The organism is bacterium (assembly GCA_035380285.1).
Lineage (GTDB): Bacteria > Auribacterota > Erginobacteria > Erginobacterales > DAOSXE01 > DAOSXE01.
Genome location: DAOSXE010000018.1, coordinates 26,316 through 42,649 on the forward strand (window position 1 = coordinate 26,316; position 16,334 = coordinate 42,649).

The window sequence follows — 16,334 nt, forward strand, 5'->3', positions numbered from 1 at the left end:
TTCAGGCGGAAGGCGTCCCCGGGACCGGCACGGGAGCAGCTCCCGCTTCCGGGGAGGTCGGCCCCGGGGCCGCGCCGCCCCCCTCCCTCCGGACCCGGGTGACGAACGCGTTCAGCTGTTCGAAGTCGGTGGTGACCCGGCAGCGCGGCAGCGCCCCCAGGAATTTGCGGCCGTAGGGGCGGGTGCGGATCCGGGGATCGAGGAAAGCCACCACCCCGTAGTCGTCGCGGTGGCGCATCAGGCGCCCGAACCCCTGCCGGAGCATGATCACGGCCCGGGGCACCTGGTAATCGTTGAAGGGGTCGCCGCCGCCTTCGGCTATCAGTTCCAGGCGCGATTCGGTCAGGGGCTCGTCGGGGACTCCGAAGGGGAGCTTGACGATGACGACGCAGCGCAGGCTCTCCCCGGGGACGTCGACCCCCTGCCAGAAACTGGCGGTCCCGAACAGCACCGAAGCCGGGCGGCGCCGGAACTCCTCCAGGAGCAGGTAGCGTTCCTTTTCCCCCTGGCGCAGGCACCCGAAGCCGGCCAGGGGCTGGTTGAGTTCATCCCAGGCCCGGCGGAGCATCCGGTGGCTGGTGAAGAGCACGAAAGCCCCTCCCCCGACCGCGCGCACGATCCGGTCGATGTCGGCCACGATCCGGGCCTCGTACCCTTGAGGGTCGCGGCGCGGGTCGGGGATGGTGGGGTCGGTGTAGACCAGGACCCGGTTCTGATAATCGAAGGGGGAGGCCTGGACGGTTTCGGCGCAGTCCTCCAGCCCCAGGCTTTTTTTCAGGTATTCGAAGTTCCCCCCGGTGGAGAGCGTGGCCGAGGTCAGAACCGCCGGGGCCAGCTCCGACCAAAGGCGCTCCCGCAGATAGTTCCCGACCTCCACCGGGGCCATCTGCAGCGACTGGAAGAGGCGGCGGCGCGACCCTTCCTGCTCGTACCAGTACACCCGGTCCTCTCCCCCCAGGCCGGTCAGCTCCTCCAGGTGGCGGCGCAGTTCCTGGACCCAGAACTGGTACCCGACGGCTTCGACCTTATCCGCTTCGGGCAGTTCCTTCCGAAGTTTCCGCAGCCGGTCCTCCAGGGCTTCCAGGGGGGCGTCCAGAAGGTTGTCGACGTACCCGGGCACGCGCAGCCTCAGGGTCTGCTTCCCCCCCTTCCCCAGGGCCTGGAGCCTTTCGAAAAAATCGTCGTTGGCGCGGCGCACGACCTCGATCGACTCCTGCCAAAGGGCCCGTTCCCCGGCATCGGCGACCGTGGCGGGAATGAACCCCTTGCCGCCGCGGGCGCTGTAGAGGTTGCCGAGAAGGTTGGGGACGGTCCGGTTGGATACCCGGAAGCCGAGAAAGGAGGTGGCGACGTCCTCCAGGGTATGGGCCTCGTCGAAGACCGCGGCCCCGAAGGGGGGCAGGACCGCCCCGCCCACGGCGAGGTTGGCGAAAAAAAGATGGTGGTTCATGACCAGGACCTGGGCCGAGCGGGCTTGCTCGCGGGCCGAGAAATACCAGCACTCCCGGTAGTGGGGGCATTTCCGCCGGGGACAGACCTGCTCGACGCTGACGGCTCCCCAGACGTCGGGCGACGGGGGGGGGGCGAGTTCCTGGACCATCCCGGTGGCGGTGGCGGCGGCCCATTCGCTTACGGCTTGAAACCCGGCGGCGGCGGCGCGGGTTTCGAAAAGCCCCCGCTCCCGGGCCCGATCCAGGCGCAGCCGGCAGAGATAATTGCCCGCTCCCAGACAGAGCGCGGCCCGGATCTTCTCGCCGGTCAGGCGCTCCAGGAGGGGGAGGTCCTGTTCCAGGAGCTGGCGCTGCAGGGTCTTGGTGTGGGTGGAGACCGCGAAGGGCAGCTCGGCACGGCGCTGCCAGAGGAGCAGCGGGTACAGGTAGGCCAGGCTTTTCCCCACTCCGGTCCCGGCTTCTGCCAAGAGCACGTTCCCTTCCGCCAGCGCCTTCCAGACCTCCGCGGCCATCGCTTCCTGCTGCGGGCGATAGTCGTAGCGGGGATGAAGGCGCTCCAGCGGGCCGCCGGGGCGGAAAAAGGAGCGGATCGTATCTTCGCCCGAGTCCATCGCTCAGCGGCGCCGGGACCGCGAGGCCCACAGCAGCCAGACCCCGAGCACGGCCGCGATCCCGAAGGCCAGGTGGCCCAGCACCGGGATTCCGAAGAGGCGCGGCGGGATGCCGGCATGAACCAGGATCGCCCCCCCCAAGATCAGCGAAGCCATGATCATTCCCAGCACCAGCCGGTCGATGGCCCGGCGGATGGGCACGACGACGTCTTCCATGCCGGTGTGGCGGTGAACGACGGTGAGTTTCCCCTCGTCCAGCTTGCGGAGGATATCCTGGAGACGGGTCGGGAGCACGTCGAGCAGGGCCGCCACCTGGAAGAGCCGGCGAACCGCCCAGCTCCGGAAGCGGTCGGGCTTCAGGGCCTCCCGGCCCACGCGGGGAAGATAGGCCCTGATCCTCCCCATGATATCGAACTCCGGATCGAGCTCCCGGACCAGGCCTTCCAGCAGCATCAGGGCCCGGGCGACCAGCATATAGCCGGAGCGGACCCGGATCCGGTACCGGGCCAGGACCTGGAAGACCCCGATCAGAAAATGCCCGACGTTGATCCGGGAGAGAGGCTTGCCCCGGATCTCGTCCAACAGGCGCAAAAGATCGCTCTCCAGCCGGTCGCGGTTTTCGACGCTTTCGTTTTCGGAGAGGGCCAGGCCGCATTCGACCGTCCAGGAAGGATCGCCGCTCAGAACCGCCTGGAGGAGTTCCACCAGCTGCAGCCGCATCTTCCAGGAAAGTCGGCCGACCAGGCCCCAGTCCAGGAGGACGACTTCCCCCGAGGGGCGGAAGAAGACGTTGCCGCCGTGCGGATCCCCGTGGAAAAATCCGTCGAGCAGGACCTGATTGAAAAACGAACCGGCCAGGCGCTCGGCCGCGCGCCGGCGGGCCTCGGAGCCGGCCAGATCCGCGGCGCGTAGACCGTCCAACCGCTCCAGGACCAGAAACGCCGGGGAGGAATACTCGGTCAGGACCCGGGGAGCCAGGACCCCCTCGACCCGGTTGAGCTTGCCGAAGACGAGCAGGTTGTTCTTCTCGTTTTCGAAATCCGTTTCCTCCAGCAGCCAGCTCTTGGCTTCCTCGATCAAAGCGGGAAGGTCGAGGTAGCGGATTTCGGGAATATTCTCGTGCGCCAGCCGGGCCAGCAGCCCGATGATGTCGAAATCGGACCGGACCTGGCGGCGGGCGCCGGGCCGGCGCACCTTGCAGGCGACCGGGACTTCCCCTTCCCGGAGTACGGCCAGATGGACCTGCCCGATCGAACCCGAAGCCACGGGAACGGGCTCGAAAGCGGAAAAGACCCGGCCGATGTCGCACCCCAGCGCCCCCACGATCTCCTCCCGGATCCGCGCGAAATCGACGGGAGGGACGTCGTCCTGGAGCGACCTCAATTCCCGGCAGATTTCCTCGGGGATGATGTCGGGGCGCATGCTGAAGAACTGTCCCAGCTTGACGAAGGTCGTCCCCAGGGCCTCCAGAACCAGGCGCACCCGCTCCCCGAGAGGGAGTTGCGCCTCGGGGCCCACCAGGCGGTGAAGAAAAGGTTTGTCGCTCAGGTGCAGCCGCCCGACCAGGTCCTCGAAGCCGAAACGGGCCAGGACCGTGACGATCTGCCGCCCGCGCTTGATATCGGCGAACGACCGCCAACTCATGGAAATCATGGGTTCCTCCCCGGGTTGCGTGCCTGATCGGCCCCGATTATACAGGATGAAATACGGCCGGGGACAGGAAGCAATGGTTGAGGCGCCCGGGAGGCGAAAAAACGGCCCTCCCGGGAAAACCCGGGAGGGCCGCTCGGTGCCGGGGCGACGAGTCTTTACCGGTACTGCTTGAGCAGCCCCGTGCGCTCGTTGAACTCCCGGATCAGCTCGTCCCATTCGCGGACGGCGTGGAACTGCTTGGTCCAGTAGTCCTTCTGGTACCACTGGGCGTTGAGCTCCTCGACCGTCTTGCCCTGCTGCTCGATCCAGGTGAAGTACTTGAGGTTGTGCATGCGGCGGCGGTCCCAGTACCCGCACTCCAGCATCCAATCGGTGGACAGGCCCATCAGGCACCGATCGTAGTCCTTGGCCGCCTGTTCGGAACCGTAAGCGCCGCGGGCCTCGGTCATCTCGGCCAGACGGGATTTGTACATCTCGACCGAATCCGTGGAAACGGTGAAGACGACGTCGTTCTCGTCCATTTCGTAGAACTTGGCGGTCTTGATCGATCCCAGCAGGTTGGCGATCGAGGAGATCCCCAGCAGGGGCAGGCTCTCGACCAGCTCGGCGGGAACGCCGGTTTTGATCAGGTATTCCTGCCCTTCGGGTTCGTTGAAGAGGCGCAGGATCCGCATGCAGTCCTCGTCGGCGATATCCACCACCAGGTCGGTGTTGCGCAGGTTGTGGATCCAGGGAACGTGCTTGTCCCCGATCCCCTCGATCCGGTGCCCGCCGTAGCCGTTATAGAGCAGGGTCGGGCATTCCAGCGCCTCCATCGCCGCCACCTTCACCCGGGGGAACGCTTCCTTGAGGTATTCCCCGCTGCCCAGCGTCCCGGCCGAACCCTGGGTGAGGCAGAGCGCGCTCAGGGTGTCGCCGTCGCGCTTGATCTGGTTGAAGACCTCTTCCATGGAAGGACCGGTGACGGCATAGTGCCAGACCGCGTTGCCGATCTGCTCGAACTGGTTGAGGTTGACGACCGTATCCGGATTTTCCGCCAGCAGTTCCTTGACCTTGTCGTAGATTTCCTTGACGTTGGATTCGCAACCGGGGGTGGCGTAGATTTCGGCCCCGACTTTTTCCAGCCATTCGAAGCGTTCCCGGGACATCTCCTCGGGGAGAACCGCTATCGATTCGCAGGCCAGCAGGTAGGCGTCGAAGGCGCCCCCGCGGCAGTAGTTGCCGGTCGAGGGCCAGAGCGCCTTTTGGGTGGTGGGGTCGAACTCTCCGCGCACCAGCTTTTCCACCAAGGGCCCGAAGGTGGCTCCGACCTTGTGGGCGCCCGTGGGGAACCACTTTCCGACCAGCTGGACGATCCGGGCCTTGACCCCGGTCAGGGAGGAGGGAAGTTCGATGAAATTGACCCCGTTGAATCCGCCGCCGAAGGGGACCGGTTCGTTTTTCCAGGTGATTCTGAACAGGTTGCGGGAATTCAGGTCCCAGAGCCCGATGTTCTTCAGTTCGTCCTTGATCCCCTGCGGAACTTTCCCGGGATCGAGCATCTGCTCGTAGGTCGGGATGATGATGTTGCGCTCCCGACACCGTCGGACGGTATTTTCAAGCACTTGTTCCCTGTTCTTCATCGGGCGGTTCCTCCTTCTGACCCGGGGTTTTGTTTCTGCCGATGTGCAGGCGGCTACTCTAGCACAGTTGAAGGTTTTGACAAGAGCGATTTGGGCGCGCGCGCCTGCGCCCGGAACGGCCGCTTACTCGGAAAGCCGGGCCGCCGGATCGGTTTCGTCGACCGGGACCCGCAGCCGCCCGTCCAGGATCAGGTCGCGGGTTTTTTCCACCCGGGACCGGACTTCGTCGCCCGGTTTCCGAGTCAACCCCCGAAAAGGGGCCAGGTAGGCGCCCCCCACCGACATGGTCCCCCAGCACCCGAGGTCGAGGGGGGCGAAACGGTCCTCCTTGACCATGGCCACCGCCCCCCGGACCAGAGGTGCCGGGTCCCACACCGCCCCGGTGACGACGACGTCGGGGCTGTACTGGATCAGGTCCTGGTAACAGGAAAAGGCTCCCAGCCGCAGGCGCTCGCAGGCCTCGATCCCCCAGGGCCGCTCGCAGAAAACCATGTCCGCTCCGGCGTCGGCCAGAGCCTCCACCGCCCGGGCCTCAGGGCCGTGGTCCCGGCTGTGGCGGAAACCGGTGAACCGCAGCCGCACCGAAACGGCGGGATCGACGCTCTCCACCCCGTTCCGGAAGGCGTTGATCAGACCGTTCACCGACGGGGAGGGAAGTCCGGCGAGGACTCCGACCTCCCGGGTCCGGCTCATCCGGGCGGCGACGATGCCGCAGAGGAACGCCGGCTCCTCCAGGCGCGGCCCGATAACCGCCAGGTTGGGGGCGGCGGGGCCGGCGTCGGAGCCGAGGAAAAAATACACCTCGGGAAATTCCCGGGCCGTGGCCAGGGCCGCCGCTTCGGCTCCGCGGCAGTCGCCGAAGACCACCCGGTACCCCCGGGCGACGAACTCGCGGACCGCCCGCTCGTACCCGGCGGCCCCGACCCCGGCTCGATAGGCGTAGCCGTAGCCTCCCTCGGACTGGTTCTGCTCCAGGGCTTGGTGGAGGGCGGCCGTCCAGGGGTCGTCGAGGGGGTTGATGAACACTCCGGCGACGTTCGTCGGCTCTCCGTCGTCGGGGACGCCGCAGCCGCAGAGCAGCGCCGTAAACAGCACGCCGAGCAACCGGCGGCGGGTCGTCCTTCTCATCGCTTCCTCCCTTCCCCGATTCGACGGTAGATTTCCAAGGTCTGGGCCGCGGTCCGCTCCCAGGAAAAAGTCCCGGCGTGGGCGATGCCGGCTTCGACCAGCCGACGGCGCGGCTCTTCGTTGTAGATGCACTCTTCCAGGGCCGAGGCCATCTCCCCGGTCGAATAGGGGTCGAAGCGCAAAGCGGCATCGCCCGCGACCTCGTTCAGGGAAGGAACGTCGGAGCAGCAGACCGGGACCCGGGCCCGCATCGCCTCCAGGACCGGCAGGCCGAACCCCTCCAGGAGGGAGGGATAGATGAAAACCGCCGCTTCCCGGTAGAGAGCGAGCTTGGCCTCGTCGTCGATCCAGCCGGTGAAGACGACGTCCGCGTCCAACTCCAGGCGTTCGACGATACGGCGCAGGCGCTGGTAGTGGCGGCTGTGGCGGACTCCGACCACGACCAGCTGATGAAGCCCCCCTTCGCGGCGGAAACGGAAAAACGCTTCCAGCAGGCGCCCCAGGTTCTTGTGCGGATGGGCGGCGGAAACGGTGAGGATGTAGGGGGAAACGATCCCCATATCCCGCAGAAGACGCACCCGGGCCGGGCGCTCCAGCTCCCGCCCTTCCAGGCTGCCGGCCCCCAGGGGCACGGAAAAGATCCGGTCCCAGGAGACGTCCAGACCCCACATGATCTCGTCCCGGGAGTAATCGGAGAGGGCGATCACCGCCGCCGCCCGGGAGGCCGCCCGGGCGGTGAAGTAGCGGACCGTCGCCCGGGTCCACCAGGGGAAGGTTTCCGGGAAGCGCAGGTAGATGAGGTCGAGCACGGTGACCACGGAAGGACAGGAGAGGCGCAGCGGTGCGGACGAGCCCAGGGAGTGCAGCAGGTCCACCCCCTCGCGGCGGCAGCGGCGGGGAAGCGCCGTCTGTTCCCAGAGCGCCCGGGCGGGGCGGTTGACCGCCCGCACGCCCAGGGGGGCCTCCCGGAAATTTTCTCCCAGGGCCAGGCGCCCCGCGCTCTCCCGGTTGGTGAAGACGACGTATTCGTTCTCGGAATCGACCCGGGCCAGCGCGGCCAGGAGACAGCGCAGGTAGATTTCGCTGCCCCCGACTTTTCCGGGGATGGCGTACAGGGCGTTGATGCCGATTCTCATGCCGTCGTCCCCTACTTGGTCAGCGCCAGTTCCCGGAGGGAGAGCCCGTATTCCCTCAGCCACCGGTAGAATTCGGAGACGGGGACTTTCCGCTCCCGCCGCAGCCGGCGGCGTTTTTTCCACATCTTCGGGATCCCTCCGAGGGCCGCCAGGTGGGCCCTGACGAGAATGAGCAGCAGCAGACCGGCCGAATACTGGCGGACGAATTCTCCGGAAGCCCCCCGTCCGGCCACCACCCCGTAGGCCTGCAGCGCCATCCGGCCGAGACTGAAAAAGGGCGCGGCCGCCAGGGCCGGGAGGGGAAAATACTTGACGGTCAGCCAGATCCGGTTGCGCTCGACCAGGAAGGCCTTCTCCCGGGAGTAAGCCCCGGTGGAGGCCGAATATTTGTGCAGGACCACGGCGCCGGGCGCGTAGTAGGTCTTCCAGCCGCCCAGGCGGATCCGCAGCGAGAGTTCGGCGTCGTCGCCGTAGATGAAGAAATCCTCGTCGAACCCGCCGCACTGCCGGAGAGCCTCGATCCGCACCATCATCGCGCAGCCGCTGGGAGAGAGGATCTCCTCCACCCGGTCGTACTGGCCGCGGTCCTTTTCCAGGCGCCCGCGCCCGCGGAAGGTCCCGTCGCGGCAGATGATATGCCCCACGTTGTCGATGGTCCCGGGATCGAAGTAGGAAAGGATCTTGCCCGCGACCATACCGCATCCGGGCGCGGCCTCCATGACCGCCGCCATCTCCTCCAGCCAGCGGGAGTCGGCGCGGGTATCGTCGTTGATGAGGGCGATGTAGCGCCCGCGGGCGGCCGCAATCCCCCGGTTGTTGCCCCCGGTGTAGCCCAGGTTTTTCTCCAGGCGGACGATCCTGACCCGGCCGGGAAAACGTTCTTCGACGAACCGCGCGGACCCGTCCCGGGAACCGTTGACGACCAGGATCACCTCCAGCCGGGGCCAGGTCTGGGCGAGGAGGGAGGAGATGCACTCCTCCAGGTGGGGCCTCCCGTTGCAGGTCAGGACCACCACCGAGATCAGGGGGCTCTTGTCGTTCTCTTCAGGCATAAGCTCCGATTGTACCGCGGCCGGAACGCTCCGGCCCTTTCATGGTAGCGCGGCCGGGGCGGAAGTTGAAGTTCCGGCGGCGCCGCCTGCTCCTCAGGAGAAGGTGGGAATGATATACCCGAATAACGCCGCGGCGTCGAGCAGAAGCATCCCCGCGAATATCGCCGCGCCCACCAGGCGCTTGCGCTCGGGCCACAGCCCCCCGAGTCCCGCCGCCAGCAGGATGCCCCAGGCGGGCATGGCCATGAACAGATGACGGCCCTGGGCGCTGGTCTCCGCTTCCCGGGGCCCCCAGAACAGGTAGAACCCCGCCGTGACCGCGAGGGCGTACCCGGCGGCGAGGGCTATTCCCCGGGAAACGCCGCGGAACCGGTCCCGGAACCAGGCGCAGGCCAGACCGGCCAGGGCCCCGAGGCAGACGATCCTGAGCGCGCGGTAGTAGTCCGGGGGCAGCGGAAAAGCCGACCAGCCGTACCTGATCCAGAAACTTTCGAAGACCCGCGCGTTGAACCAGTTCCAATACCCTCCGGGCAGACTCCCGGATGCGGCCCCCCAGGAAAAAACGGTGTCGTACAGTTCCCGCAGCCGCGCCACCGCCAGCCCCAGGGAACGGGGATCGACCGCGGCCAGCCCCCAGAAAATCCCCGCCGCCAGCAGGGCCCCGGCCGCCGCCCGGCGCCAGGCCGCACCGGGGAAACGGGACCGGCCGGCGCACGCCAGGGCCGGGGGAACGACGGGCAGCAGGACCAGGAACTTGTAACTGACCATGAGCCCCAGGGCGTACGCCGCCCCGAGGCCGAGAACCCGGCGGAGGGTCGGGCCCGCTTCCAGAGTCCCGAGCAGTTCGAGAAAAAACAGGGCCGAGCAGAGGTTGATCGCCGGTTCCACGCTGACGGAGGTGCCGATGAGAAGATACTGGGGAACCAGTACCGCCGACGCCGCCCCCAGGGCCAGCTCCCGCTCGGGGAACACCCGGGAAACCGCCGCCCACGCGGCCGCGGCCGAGAGCAGGGTCAGGCCCAGCGAAAAAAACCGGAGCAGGTACAGCCCCCCCTCGAGAGACGCACCCCCGGGGAGGAAGAGTACGCGGGACGCCAGCAGGTAGTAGAGACGGGGGTTCTTGCGCATCTGGGAGGGCGCGGCCCGGAGAAAGGGGGCGTCGAAAAAACGGCCGGGCAGGACCGCGGGCCTCCGCGCCCCCACCAGCTCCCACCAGCGGTAGCCGTCCATGGAGCGGATGATCTCCTCCTCGAGGCGGGCGGGGTCGAAGTCCCCTCCCCCCCGTTGCGCCCGGATATACACGAAGTGAGTCGGTTCGTCCGGGGCCTGCCAGGGGGGAACCGCCAGGATCAGGGCACAGCCCCACCCCGCCGCCGCCAGCAGGAGCAGACCCGGCAGCTTCCGTTCGGGCCGAGCGGTCATCGGATCCGCCTCACCGGCCCGGCCCCGGGGCGGCGCCGTCAAGCAGCACCAGATCGGCGATTTTCAGCCCGCTCGCACGGGAGACGTTCTCGACGTTCACGGCGGCGATCTCCATCGGCTCCGGGAACCGGACCGAGGTCCGGTAGTCGTAGAGCCCGCGGGGGCCGCTCCCCTGCCGGATTCCGGAGACGGGAACGCCGGACGCCGGGCCTTCCGTGGTGCCCGCGGTTTCGCGGCCCAGCCGCAGCGGCACTTCCGCCGCCGGGCCGGCGGCGGTTTCGATCCCGACCGTTCCCACCCGGTCCCCGGCGCGGCCGGGGCCCCGGGAACGGACCGAGGAGATCACCGCCAGTCCCCGCGCCCGCACCGGGACCGGAAATTCCCAACGGATCCGGTCCCCGGGCCCCAGGAAGACGGCCCGGTTCAGCCGCGCCGCGCCGGGACCGCAAGCCTCGACCTCGGAAGCGGCGGCCGGGCTCGGGGTCCAGGCGGGGTCCAGGCAAAGGCGCCCGAGACCGACGTAGCCCCCCCGCCCGGCGGACGCCGGGAGCCGTTCCCTGCCGGGAAGGGACTCGAAGGCGACCCCCAGATCGACGTCTCCGGGAAAAACCTCCAGGGGCCAGACCCACTCCAGATTCACTTCCCGCAGCGCTCCCGGGCCCGGGGGCGAAAACGCCTCCCCCCCCTGGTACCAGGGGAACGTTCCCGCCTCCGAGATCATTCCCGCCAGGGGAAGCACTTCGCTCCCTTCCGGGCCCGGCGACCAGCCCAGAAGCGTGAGCGCGATCCGGCTCCGGGCCCCGGCGGGCATCGGTCCGGGGGGTAGATCGGCGCCCAGCAGCAGAAACCGGTCCCCCACCGCTACCCGCAGGGGAAGCGAGCGGGAAAAGAAGCCCAGGGTCCGCGCCGCCGCCGCGGCCTCGGGGCCGTCCCCGATCCGGGCCAGGCCCTCCAGGGCGCATCGGTCGAGAGGATCGAGCTCGAGCGCGCGCCGGTAGAACGCCAGGGAGCGCTCCCGGTCCCCCCCCCGTTCGCAAAGAGTGCCGGACCGGGCGGCCGCGTCCGCCCGGAAAGGGCCTTCCCCGACCCGGCTCAGTTCCTCCAGGGCTATGGCCGGATCGGCGGTCTCCTCCAGCGCCCGGCCCCGCCAGTACGCGCCCGCGGGGCCGCGGAGCGCCGCCGCGGTTTCCAGGACCCGGTTCCAGTCTTCCAGCGCCGCCAGGTAGGCGGCGGCGGAAGCGGCGAAGGACGGATCCCGGGCGGCCGCCGCCGTGAACAGTTCGGCGGCTTCGGCGCTCAGCCCCAGGGAAAAATAACGGCGGGCCAGGGCCGGGAGGTCCCCGGGGGGGACGCCCAGCAGCTCCCGGGCCATTCCCGGCCGGTGCCACGCCGCCCGGGCGGCCAGGACCGGGTCCGGGGTCCGGGCCCAGCCTTCCCGGGACCAGGCCGCGCGGGCGTACCACCAGCCGAAAGCCCCGATGTCGTAGATCCGCCCGACCGGGCCGCCGCCGATCAGGGGGGGGCGGTAGGCGAGCGCTCCCCAGACCGCGAGCGCGGTCAGAACCAGGGCGATCGGGACCGTCCGCGCCTTCATCGGCCGCCCTAGTAGGCCCCCTCCCCCCGGAAGACGGCCAGGCAGGTCCGCAGCAGTATCTTCAAGTCGAGCCAGAACGACCAGTTGTCGATGTAGTAGAGGTCGAGCTTCATCCACTGGGAGAAGGAAAGGTTGCTCCGGCCGCTGACCTGCCAGAGACAGGTCAGGCCCGGTCTGATCTCCAGCCGGCGCAGCTGCCATTCTTCGTACCGATCAACTTCCTCCGGGGTGGGGGGGCGGGGACCGACCAGGCTCATGTCCCCCCGGAGGACGTTCCAGAGCTGGGGCAGTTCGTCCAGGCTGTAGCGGCGGAGGAAGCGGCCGCAGCGGGTCACCCGGGGATCGTTGCGGATCTTGAAGACCGGTCCGTCGGTCTCGTCGAGGTGGCGCAGTTCTTCCAGCATCGCGTCCGCCCCCGGGAGCATGGTTCTGAACTTGAAGAAACGGAACACCCGGCCCTTGCGGCCGCAGCGGCGGGAAGCGTAGATGACCGGGCCGGGCGACCCCATCCGGACCGCGGCCGCGATCGCCAGGAAGAGGGGGGAGAGGAGCACGAGCCCGGCCAGGGAACCGGCGATATCGAACCCCCGCTTCAGGAAAAGATCGGCGCCGTGGAGCCCTTTTTCCTGGTATTCGAGCAGGGGGACCCGGCCCAGGTAGTTCACGCGCACGTCGGCGGGGTCCGCCCCCAGAACTCCCGGGGTCACCATCACTCCGACCCCCAGCCGACGGGCGCGGTGCACCAGCTCGGGGAAGCGCTCCTCGCGGGGGTCCAGCGCCACCAGGACCTCGTCCACGAAATATTTCCGGATCACCGACTCCACCTCGTCCAGCCTGCCGAGCACGGGGGCGGGGAGGGCCGCCGCCGGCGCGCCGTCGCCGAGGTAGCCGACCAGCTCCAACCCCAGGTGCCGGTTGGCGGCCACCAGCCGCGCCAACTCCACGCCCAGGCGCCCCGAACCCGCGATGAGGACGTTGCGGTTGTTGAACCCCCGGCTCACCCGACGGCGCACGAGCCAGCGCTTCGCCCAGCGCCAGCCGGCCAGGGTGGCGAAGAGAAGGGCGACGTTCAGGCCGAAGACCATCCGGGAGTAGATCTTGACCTGCAGCAGGAAGATCGCCCCGGCGGCCGAAAGGCTGGCCAGGAGAACCGCCCGGGCCACCAGGAGCAGTTCGTCCAGGTAGCCGAGGCCGCGGTCGGTCCGGTAGAGCCGGTAGTGGTTGAGGAAGAGGACGCAGAGCACCGCCCAGATGAAGAAAACCAGGGTGTAGGGGCCCAGGGCCCAGTCCCCCAGCCGGAGCCATTTGTCGGGCAGGGAGAGGGAGCGGACGTAGGGGTTGTCGGCGTAGCGCAGAAGGTAGGGGAGATAAAAGGAGAAGAATATGCAGACCAGGTCCACCAGACCGTAGACCAGAACGATTCCGGTTTTACGGGAGTCCCTCATTCGTCCCCCCCGGCCTCGGCGCCGGCGATGCTTCCCATCCTGAACACCAGGGCCGCCAACGCCCAAAAATACCACTGGAGAGCGGGGCGGAAAAAGATATTCCCGGTCAGGCTGGCCAGGATGAACACCGCCAGGCTGGAAACCGCCGCCCGGGCGAGGGCGTTCCCGACCGGGCCCAGGTCGCGGCGGAAGAGCCGCCAGAGCCGCGCCGTCAGTTCGACCCCCAACGCCACGTAGACCAGCACCCCGACGATCCCCAGCTCGAAGAGGATGCGCAGGGCGTCGTTGTGGGCGGGCTCGCCGTAGGGGTCGAGCAGCTCGAAACTGGCCAGGCCGCGGCCCAGGACCGGGTACCGGGGGAGTTTTTCCAGGCCCGACTTCCAGATATAGAAGCGGTGGGTGACGGAATTGAACGAGGTCATGAGATCGGAAAAGCGCTGGCGGAGCGGCCCCGCGGCGAAAAACACCAGCCCCAGCGCCCCGAACCCCCAGAGCAGGCGCCGGTCGCGGGCGACGACGATGAAGAAGAAGAGGATGAAGATCCCGATCCAGGCGGTGCGGGTGTAGGTGAAGACCAGGCAGACCGCGGCCGGCAGCGCCAGCAGCGCCATCCTTCCGCGGAAGCGGGAAAAGGGGTTGGCCGCGCCGGCGAAGAGAAAGTTCAACAGCAGCGACAGGACGATGATCAGGTAGAAGGCGAAGGGGTTGGGATGAACGAAGGTGCCGTTGGCCCGGACGAACCCGGTTATGTACTGGCCGGCGTTTTCGAGGATCTGATAGAGCCCCACCGCCACCGGCACCAGCGCGGAAAGCATGATCGCGGACGCCACCCGGACCGCGTCGTCACGGGTCCGGACCAGTTCGCTGACCAGGATATAAAGGACGAAGGTGCTCAGAAACCGCATCCACTCCATCAGGCTGGAGAGAAGGTCCTCGGTCGCGAGGCAGTTGAGCAGGGAGACCGCCAGGAAAACCGACAGGACCGGGACCAGGGGAATGCGCCAGACCCGGACCCGGTGGGCGAGGATATGGAATATGCCCAGGACGACGACCAGAAGGCTGAGCAGGAGCGCGGCGGTTATCTGGATCGATTCGCTCAGGTAGATCGCGCCGCCGTCCTTGGTGATGTCCAGGGAAGCGCGCAGAAAGAGGCAGGCCAGGACGAAAAACCGGGGGCGGAAAACGAAAACGCCGACGGCGCCCGTCAGCAGCACCAGTACCAGCGGGGCCAGGGGGTTGGGGTAGAGGTTGAGCAGCGCCGCGAACACGACCGCGGCCGCGGCCAGCCCCGCCGCGGCCGGGAGACGACCCTTATCTCGTCCTGTTTCCATGAAGCCACTGCCTGAAAACGATGGGGAGAAACCGCGCGTCCCGGACCAGGTACCTCCGGCCCAGGCGCCGGGGCTCCCGGAGCAGCCGCCAGCACCATTCCATTCCGGCGCGGCGCATCCAGCGGGGCGCGCGGGGGACTTGGCCGGAAAGGAAATCGAACCCGGCCCCGCAGGGGACGCTGAAGGCGGGGTGGTAGTCCCGGCGGTAGCGGCTGATCCACCGCTCCTGCTTGGGGGTCCCCAGCCCCACGAAGACCAGGTCGGCCCCTGAGCGGCGGATGGCTTCCGTCACGGCCCGGTTCCGCTCCGGATCGAGCTCGAAGCCGAAGGGGGGGCATTCGACCCCGGCCACCTCCAGCCCCGGGTTTTCTTCCCGCAGACGCCGGGCGGCGGCGGCGGCGGCCCCGGGTCGGCCGCCGAGGAAAAACAGCCGGAAACGCCGGGCGGCCGCCGGGGCGGCGAACCGGACCAGGAAATCGGACCCGGAAATTTTGGCCCGAAGCGGCGTGCCCAAAAGCCGCGCCACCCACAGCAGCGGCATCCCGTCGGCGAAGACCAGGTCCGCTTCCCGGTTGATCTCCCGGAAACCGGGGTCGGAGTCCGCCAGGACCACGTGGTCGACGTTGGGGGTGGTGACGTAGCCGCCGCGGCGACGGGCCGCCAGCTCCGCCACCTTCTCCAGGGCTTCGCTCCAGTCGAGGTCGTCGATCTCGAGGCTCCCGATCCTGACCCGCGGCCGTTTCACCCTTCCCTTCCTTCCCGCCGCGCCAGCAGGTCCCGGTAGAGGCGCTCGTAGTTGCGGACCATGATCTGTACGTCGAAACGTTCGCGGGCGCGGGCGCGGCCGGCCTCCCCCAGGGCCCGGCGGCGCCCCGGGTCGCGGAGCAGGCGGACGATCTCCCGGGCCAACGCGCCGGCGTCGGCGCTGGGGACGCCTTCCCCGCGCTCCCGGCCCCCGGTGACCTCGAGGTTGCCGTCGACGTCGGTGGCCACGATCGGCAGCCCCGCCGCCATGGCTTCGATCAACACCACCGGCAGCCCTTCCCAGAGGGAGGGGAGCACGAAGAGGTCGAACGCGCTCAGCACCTCGGGGATGTCCTCGCGGAACCCGGGGAACCGGAAGCGGTCCCCCAACCCCCGATCCCGGACGCGCGCCTCGAGTTCGCCCCCGAGCTCGCCCTCCCCGAAGACCAGGAAGCGGGCCTCGGGCACCTCGCGGACGACGTCCGGGGCGGCGTCGACCAGATAGCGAAACCCTTTCTGGCGGGTCAGGTGCCCCAGGCTGCCCACCAGCAGCTCGTCCGGCCCGACCCCCATCCGCTTTCGGACCTCCTCCCTGGTCCCCGGGGGGACGCGGTAGCGGGAGGTTTCGATCCCGTTGTGAAGAACCGTGACTTTATCCGCCGGCATCCCCTCGCGCTCGACCGCGAACCGCCGCACCGCTTCGGAAACTGCCGTGATCCGGTCGGCCCACCGGGCGGTGGCCCGGTCGAGCCAGAGCTGGGAGCGGGGCCGCCAGACGTAGCTGTTGTGCAGGGTGGAGACGACGGCGGCGCCGGCGCGCTTGCCCAGGATCCTCCCGTAGACGGCGTCGCGGTAGAGGTGGGTGTGGACCAGATCGATGCGGCGGTCGCGGATCAGCCGCCGGAACGCCCGGAGCGCCCGGTACTCGAAGTAGGCCCTCATCCCCAGAACCGCCACCTCCACCCCGGCCCGGGCGAAGTCCTCGGCCATGTCGGTCTGGGGGCGGAGACAGAGAACCAGGGGTTGGAACCGGTCCCGGTCGAGCCGGCTCGCCAGTTCCAGGATCATCTTTTCCGCCCCCCGGCGGTCGAGGACGGACGTCGTGATCAGTATATTCGATCGCCTCATGGATTCTCCGGAGCGGC

12 protein-coding genes are annotated in these 16,334 nt (G+C 68.5%); all 12 read right to left on the bottom strand.

The genetic code is table 11. From position 1 onward, the window contains the following. Window position 1: 1 nt before the first annotated feature. The gene (locus PLZ73_08150; protein ID HOO77844.1) at window positions 2-2,062 is read right to left on the bottom strand and encodes an ATP-dependent DNA helicase; all 2,061 of its coding nucleotides are present in this window, start codon (window positions 2,060-2,062) and stop codon (window positions 2-4) included. 3 nt (window positions 2,063-2,065) lie between these two features. Further along, on the bottom strand, window positions 2,066-3,715 hold the full coding sequence (locus tag PLZ73_08155) for an AarF/UbiB family protein (protein ID HOO77845.1): 1,650 nt from the start codon (window positions 3,713-3,715) through the stop codon (window positions 2,066-2,068). A gap of 155 nt (window positions 3,716-3,870) precedes the next feature. Continuing rightward, window positions 3,871-5,337 (bottom strand): pyridoxal-phosphate dependent enzyme, encoded by a 1,467-nt coding sequence (locus tag PLZ73_08160; GenBank protein HOO77846.1) that lies wholly within the window; start codon window positions 5,335-5,337, stop codon window positions 3,871-3,873. Window positions 5,338-5,460: 123 nt separating this feature from the next. Continuing rightward, window positions 5,461-6,465 (bottom strand): BMP family ABC transporter substrate-binding protein, encoded by a 1,005-nt coding sequence (locus PLZ73_08165; GenBank protein HOO77847.1) that lies wholly within the window; start codon window positions 6,463-6,465, stop codon window positions 5,461-5,463. Further along, on the bottom strand, window positions 6,462-7,601 hold the full coding sequence (locus PLZ73_08170; protein HOO77848.1) for a glycosyltransferase family 1 protein: 1,140 nt from the start codon (window positions 7,599-7,601) through the stop codon (window positions 6,462-6,464). Before PLZ73_08170 ends, PLZ73_08165 begins: the two co-directional genes overlap by 4 nt. An 11-nt stretch (window positions 7,602-7,612) precedes the next feature. Then, window positions 7,613-8,653 (bottom strand): glycosyltransferase family 2 protein, encoded by a 1,041-nt coding sequence (locus PLZ73_08175; GenBank protein HOO77849.1) that lies wholly within the window; start codon window positions 8,651-8,653, stop codon window positions 7,613-7,615. A gap of 93 nt (window positions 8,654-8,746) precedes the next feature. Then, the gene (locus tag PLZ73_08180) at window positions 8,747-10,075 is read right to left on the bottom strand and encodes a hypothetical protein (GenBank protein ID HOO77850.1); all 1,329 of its coding nucleotides are present in this window, start codon (window positions 10,073-10,075) and stop codon (window positions 8,747-8,749) included. 10 nt (window positions 10,076-10,085) lie between these two features. Further along, window positions 10,086-11,669: a bacterial transcriptional activator domain-containing protein gene (locus tag PLZ73_08185; GenBank protein ID HOO77851.1), complete on the bottom strand. Its 1,584-nt coding sequence runs from the start codon at window positions 11,667-11,669 to the stop codon at window positions 10,086-10,088. Between the two features lie 8 nt (window positions 11,670-11,677). Continuing rightward, complete coding sequence (locus tag PLZ73_08190) at window positions 11,678-13,114, bottom strand: sugar transferase (protein ID HOO77852.1); 1,437 nt, start codon at window positions 13,112-13,114, stop codon at window positions 11,678-11,680. After that, entirely contained in the window at window positions 13,111-14,445 is a 1,335-nt protein-coding gene (locus PLZ73_08195) for an O-antigen ligase family protein (GenBank protein ID HOO77853.1), read from the bottom strand. The genes PLZ73_08190 and PLZ73_08195 overlap by 4 nt, the downstream gene beginning before the upstream one ends. After that, on the bottom strand, window positions 14,426-15,190 hold the full coding sequence (locus tag PLZ73_08200; protein HOO77854.1) for a WecB/TagA/CpsF family glycosyltransferase: 765 nt from the start codon (window positions 15,188-15,190) through the stop codon (window positions 14,426-14,428). Before PLZ73_08200 ends, PLZ73_08195 begins: the two co-directional genes overlap by 20 nt. Continuing rightward, window positions 15,187-16,317, bottom strand: a complete 1,131-nt coding sequence (locus tag PLZ73_08205; protein HOO77855.1) for a glycosyltransferase — start codon at window positions 16,315-16,317, stop codon at window positions 15,187-15,189. The genes PLZ73_08200 and PLZ73_08205 overlap by 4 nt, the downstream gene beginning before the upstream one ends. Between the last annotated feature and the right edge of the window lie 17 nt (window positions 16,318-16,334).

What these genes read in the sequence shown, in the direction of transcription:
- PLZ73_08150 (HOO77844.1), bottom strand. Translation starts at nt 2,062, where the DNA reads ATGGACTCGGGCGAAGATACGATCCGCTCCTTTTTCCGCCCCGGCGGC.
- PLZ73_08155 (HOO77845.1), bottom strand. Translation starts at nt 3,715, where the DNA reads ATGATTTCCATGAGTTGGCGGTCGTTCGCCGATATCAAGCGCGGGCGG.
- PLZ73_08160 (HOO77846.1), bottom strand. Translation starts at nt 5,337, where the DNA reads ATGAAGAACAGGGAACAAGTGCTTGAAAATACCGTCCGACGGTGTCGG.
- PLZ73_08165 (HOO77847.1), bottom strand. Translation starts at nt 6,465, where the DNA reads ATGAGAAGGACGACCCGCCGCCGGTTGCTCGGCGTGCTGTTTACGGCG.
- PLZ73_08170 (HOO77848.1), bottom strand. Translation starts at nt 7,601, where the DNA reads ATGAGAATCGGCATCAACGCCCTGTACGCCATCCCCGGAAAAGTCGGG.
- PLZ73_08175 (HOO77849.1), bottom strand. Translation starts at nt 8,653, where the DNA reads ATGCCTGAAGAGAACGACAAGAGCCCCCTGATCTCGGTGGTGGTCCTG.
- PLZ73_08180 (HOO77850.1), bottom strand. Translation starts at nt 10,075, where the DNA reads ATGACCGCTCGGCCCGAACGGAAGCTGCCGGGTCTGCTCCTGCTGGCG.
- PLZ73_08185 (HOO77851.1), bottom strand. Translation starts at nt 11,669, where the DNA reads ATGAAGGCGCGGACGGTCCCGATCGCCCTGGTTCTGACCGCGCTCGCG.
- PLZ73_08190 (HOO77852.1), bottom strand. Translation starts at nt 13,114, where the DNA reads ATGAGGGACTCCCGTAAAACCGGAATCGTTCTGGTCTACGGTCTGGTG.
- PLZ73_08195 (HOO77853.1), bottom strand. Translation starts at nt 14,445, where the DNA reads ATGGAAACAGGACGAGATAAGGGTCGTCTCCCGGCCGCGGCGGGGCTG.
- PLZ73_08205 (HOO77855.1), bottom strand. Translation starts at nt 16,317, where the DNA reads ATGAGGCGATCGAATATACTGATCACGACGTCCGTCCTCGACCGCCGG.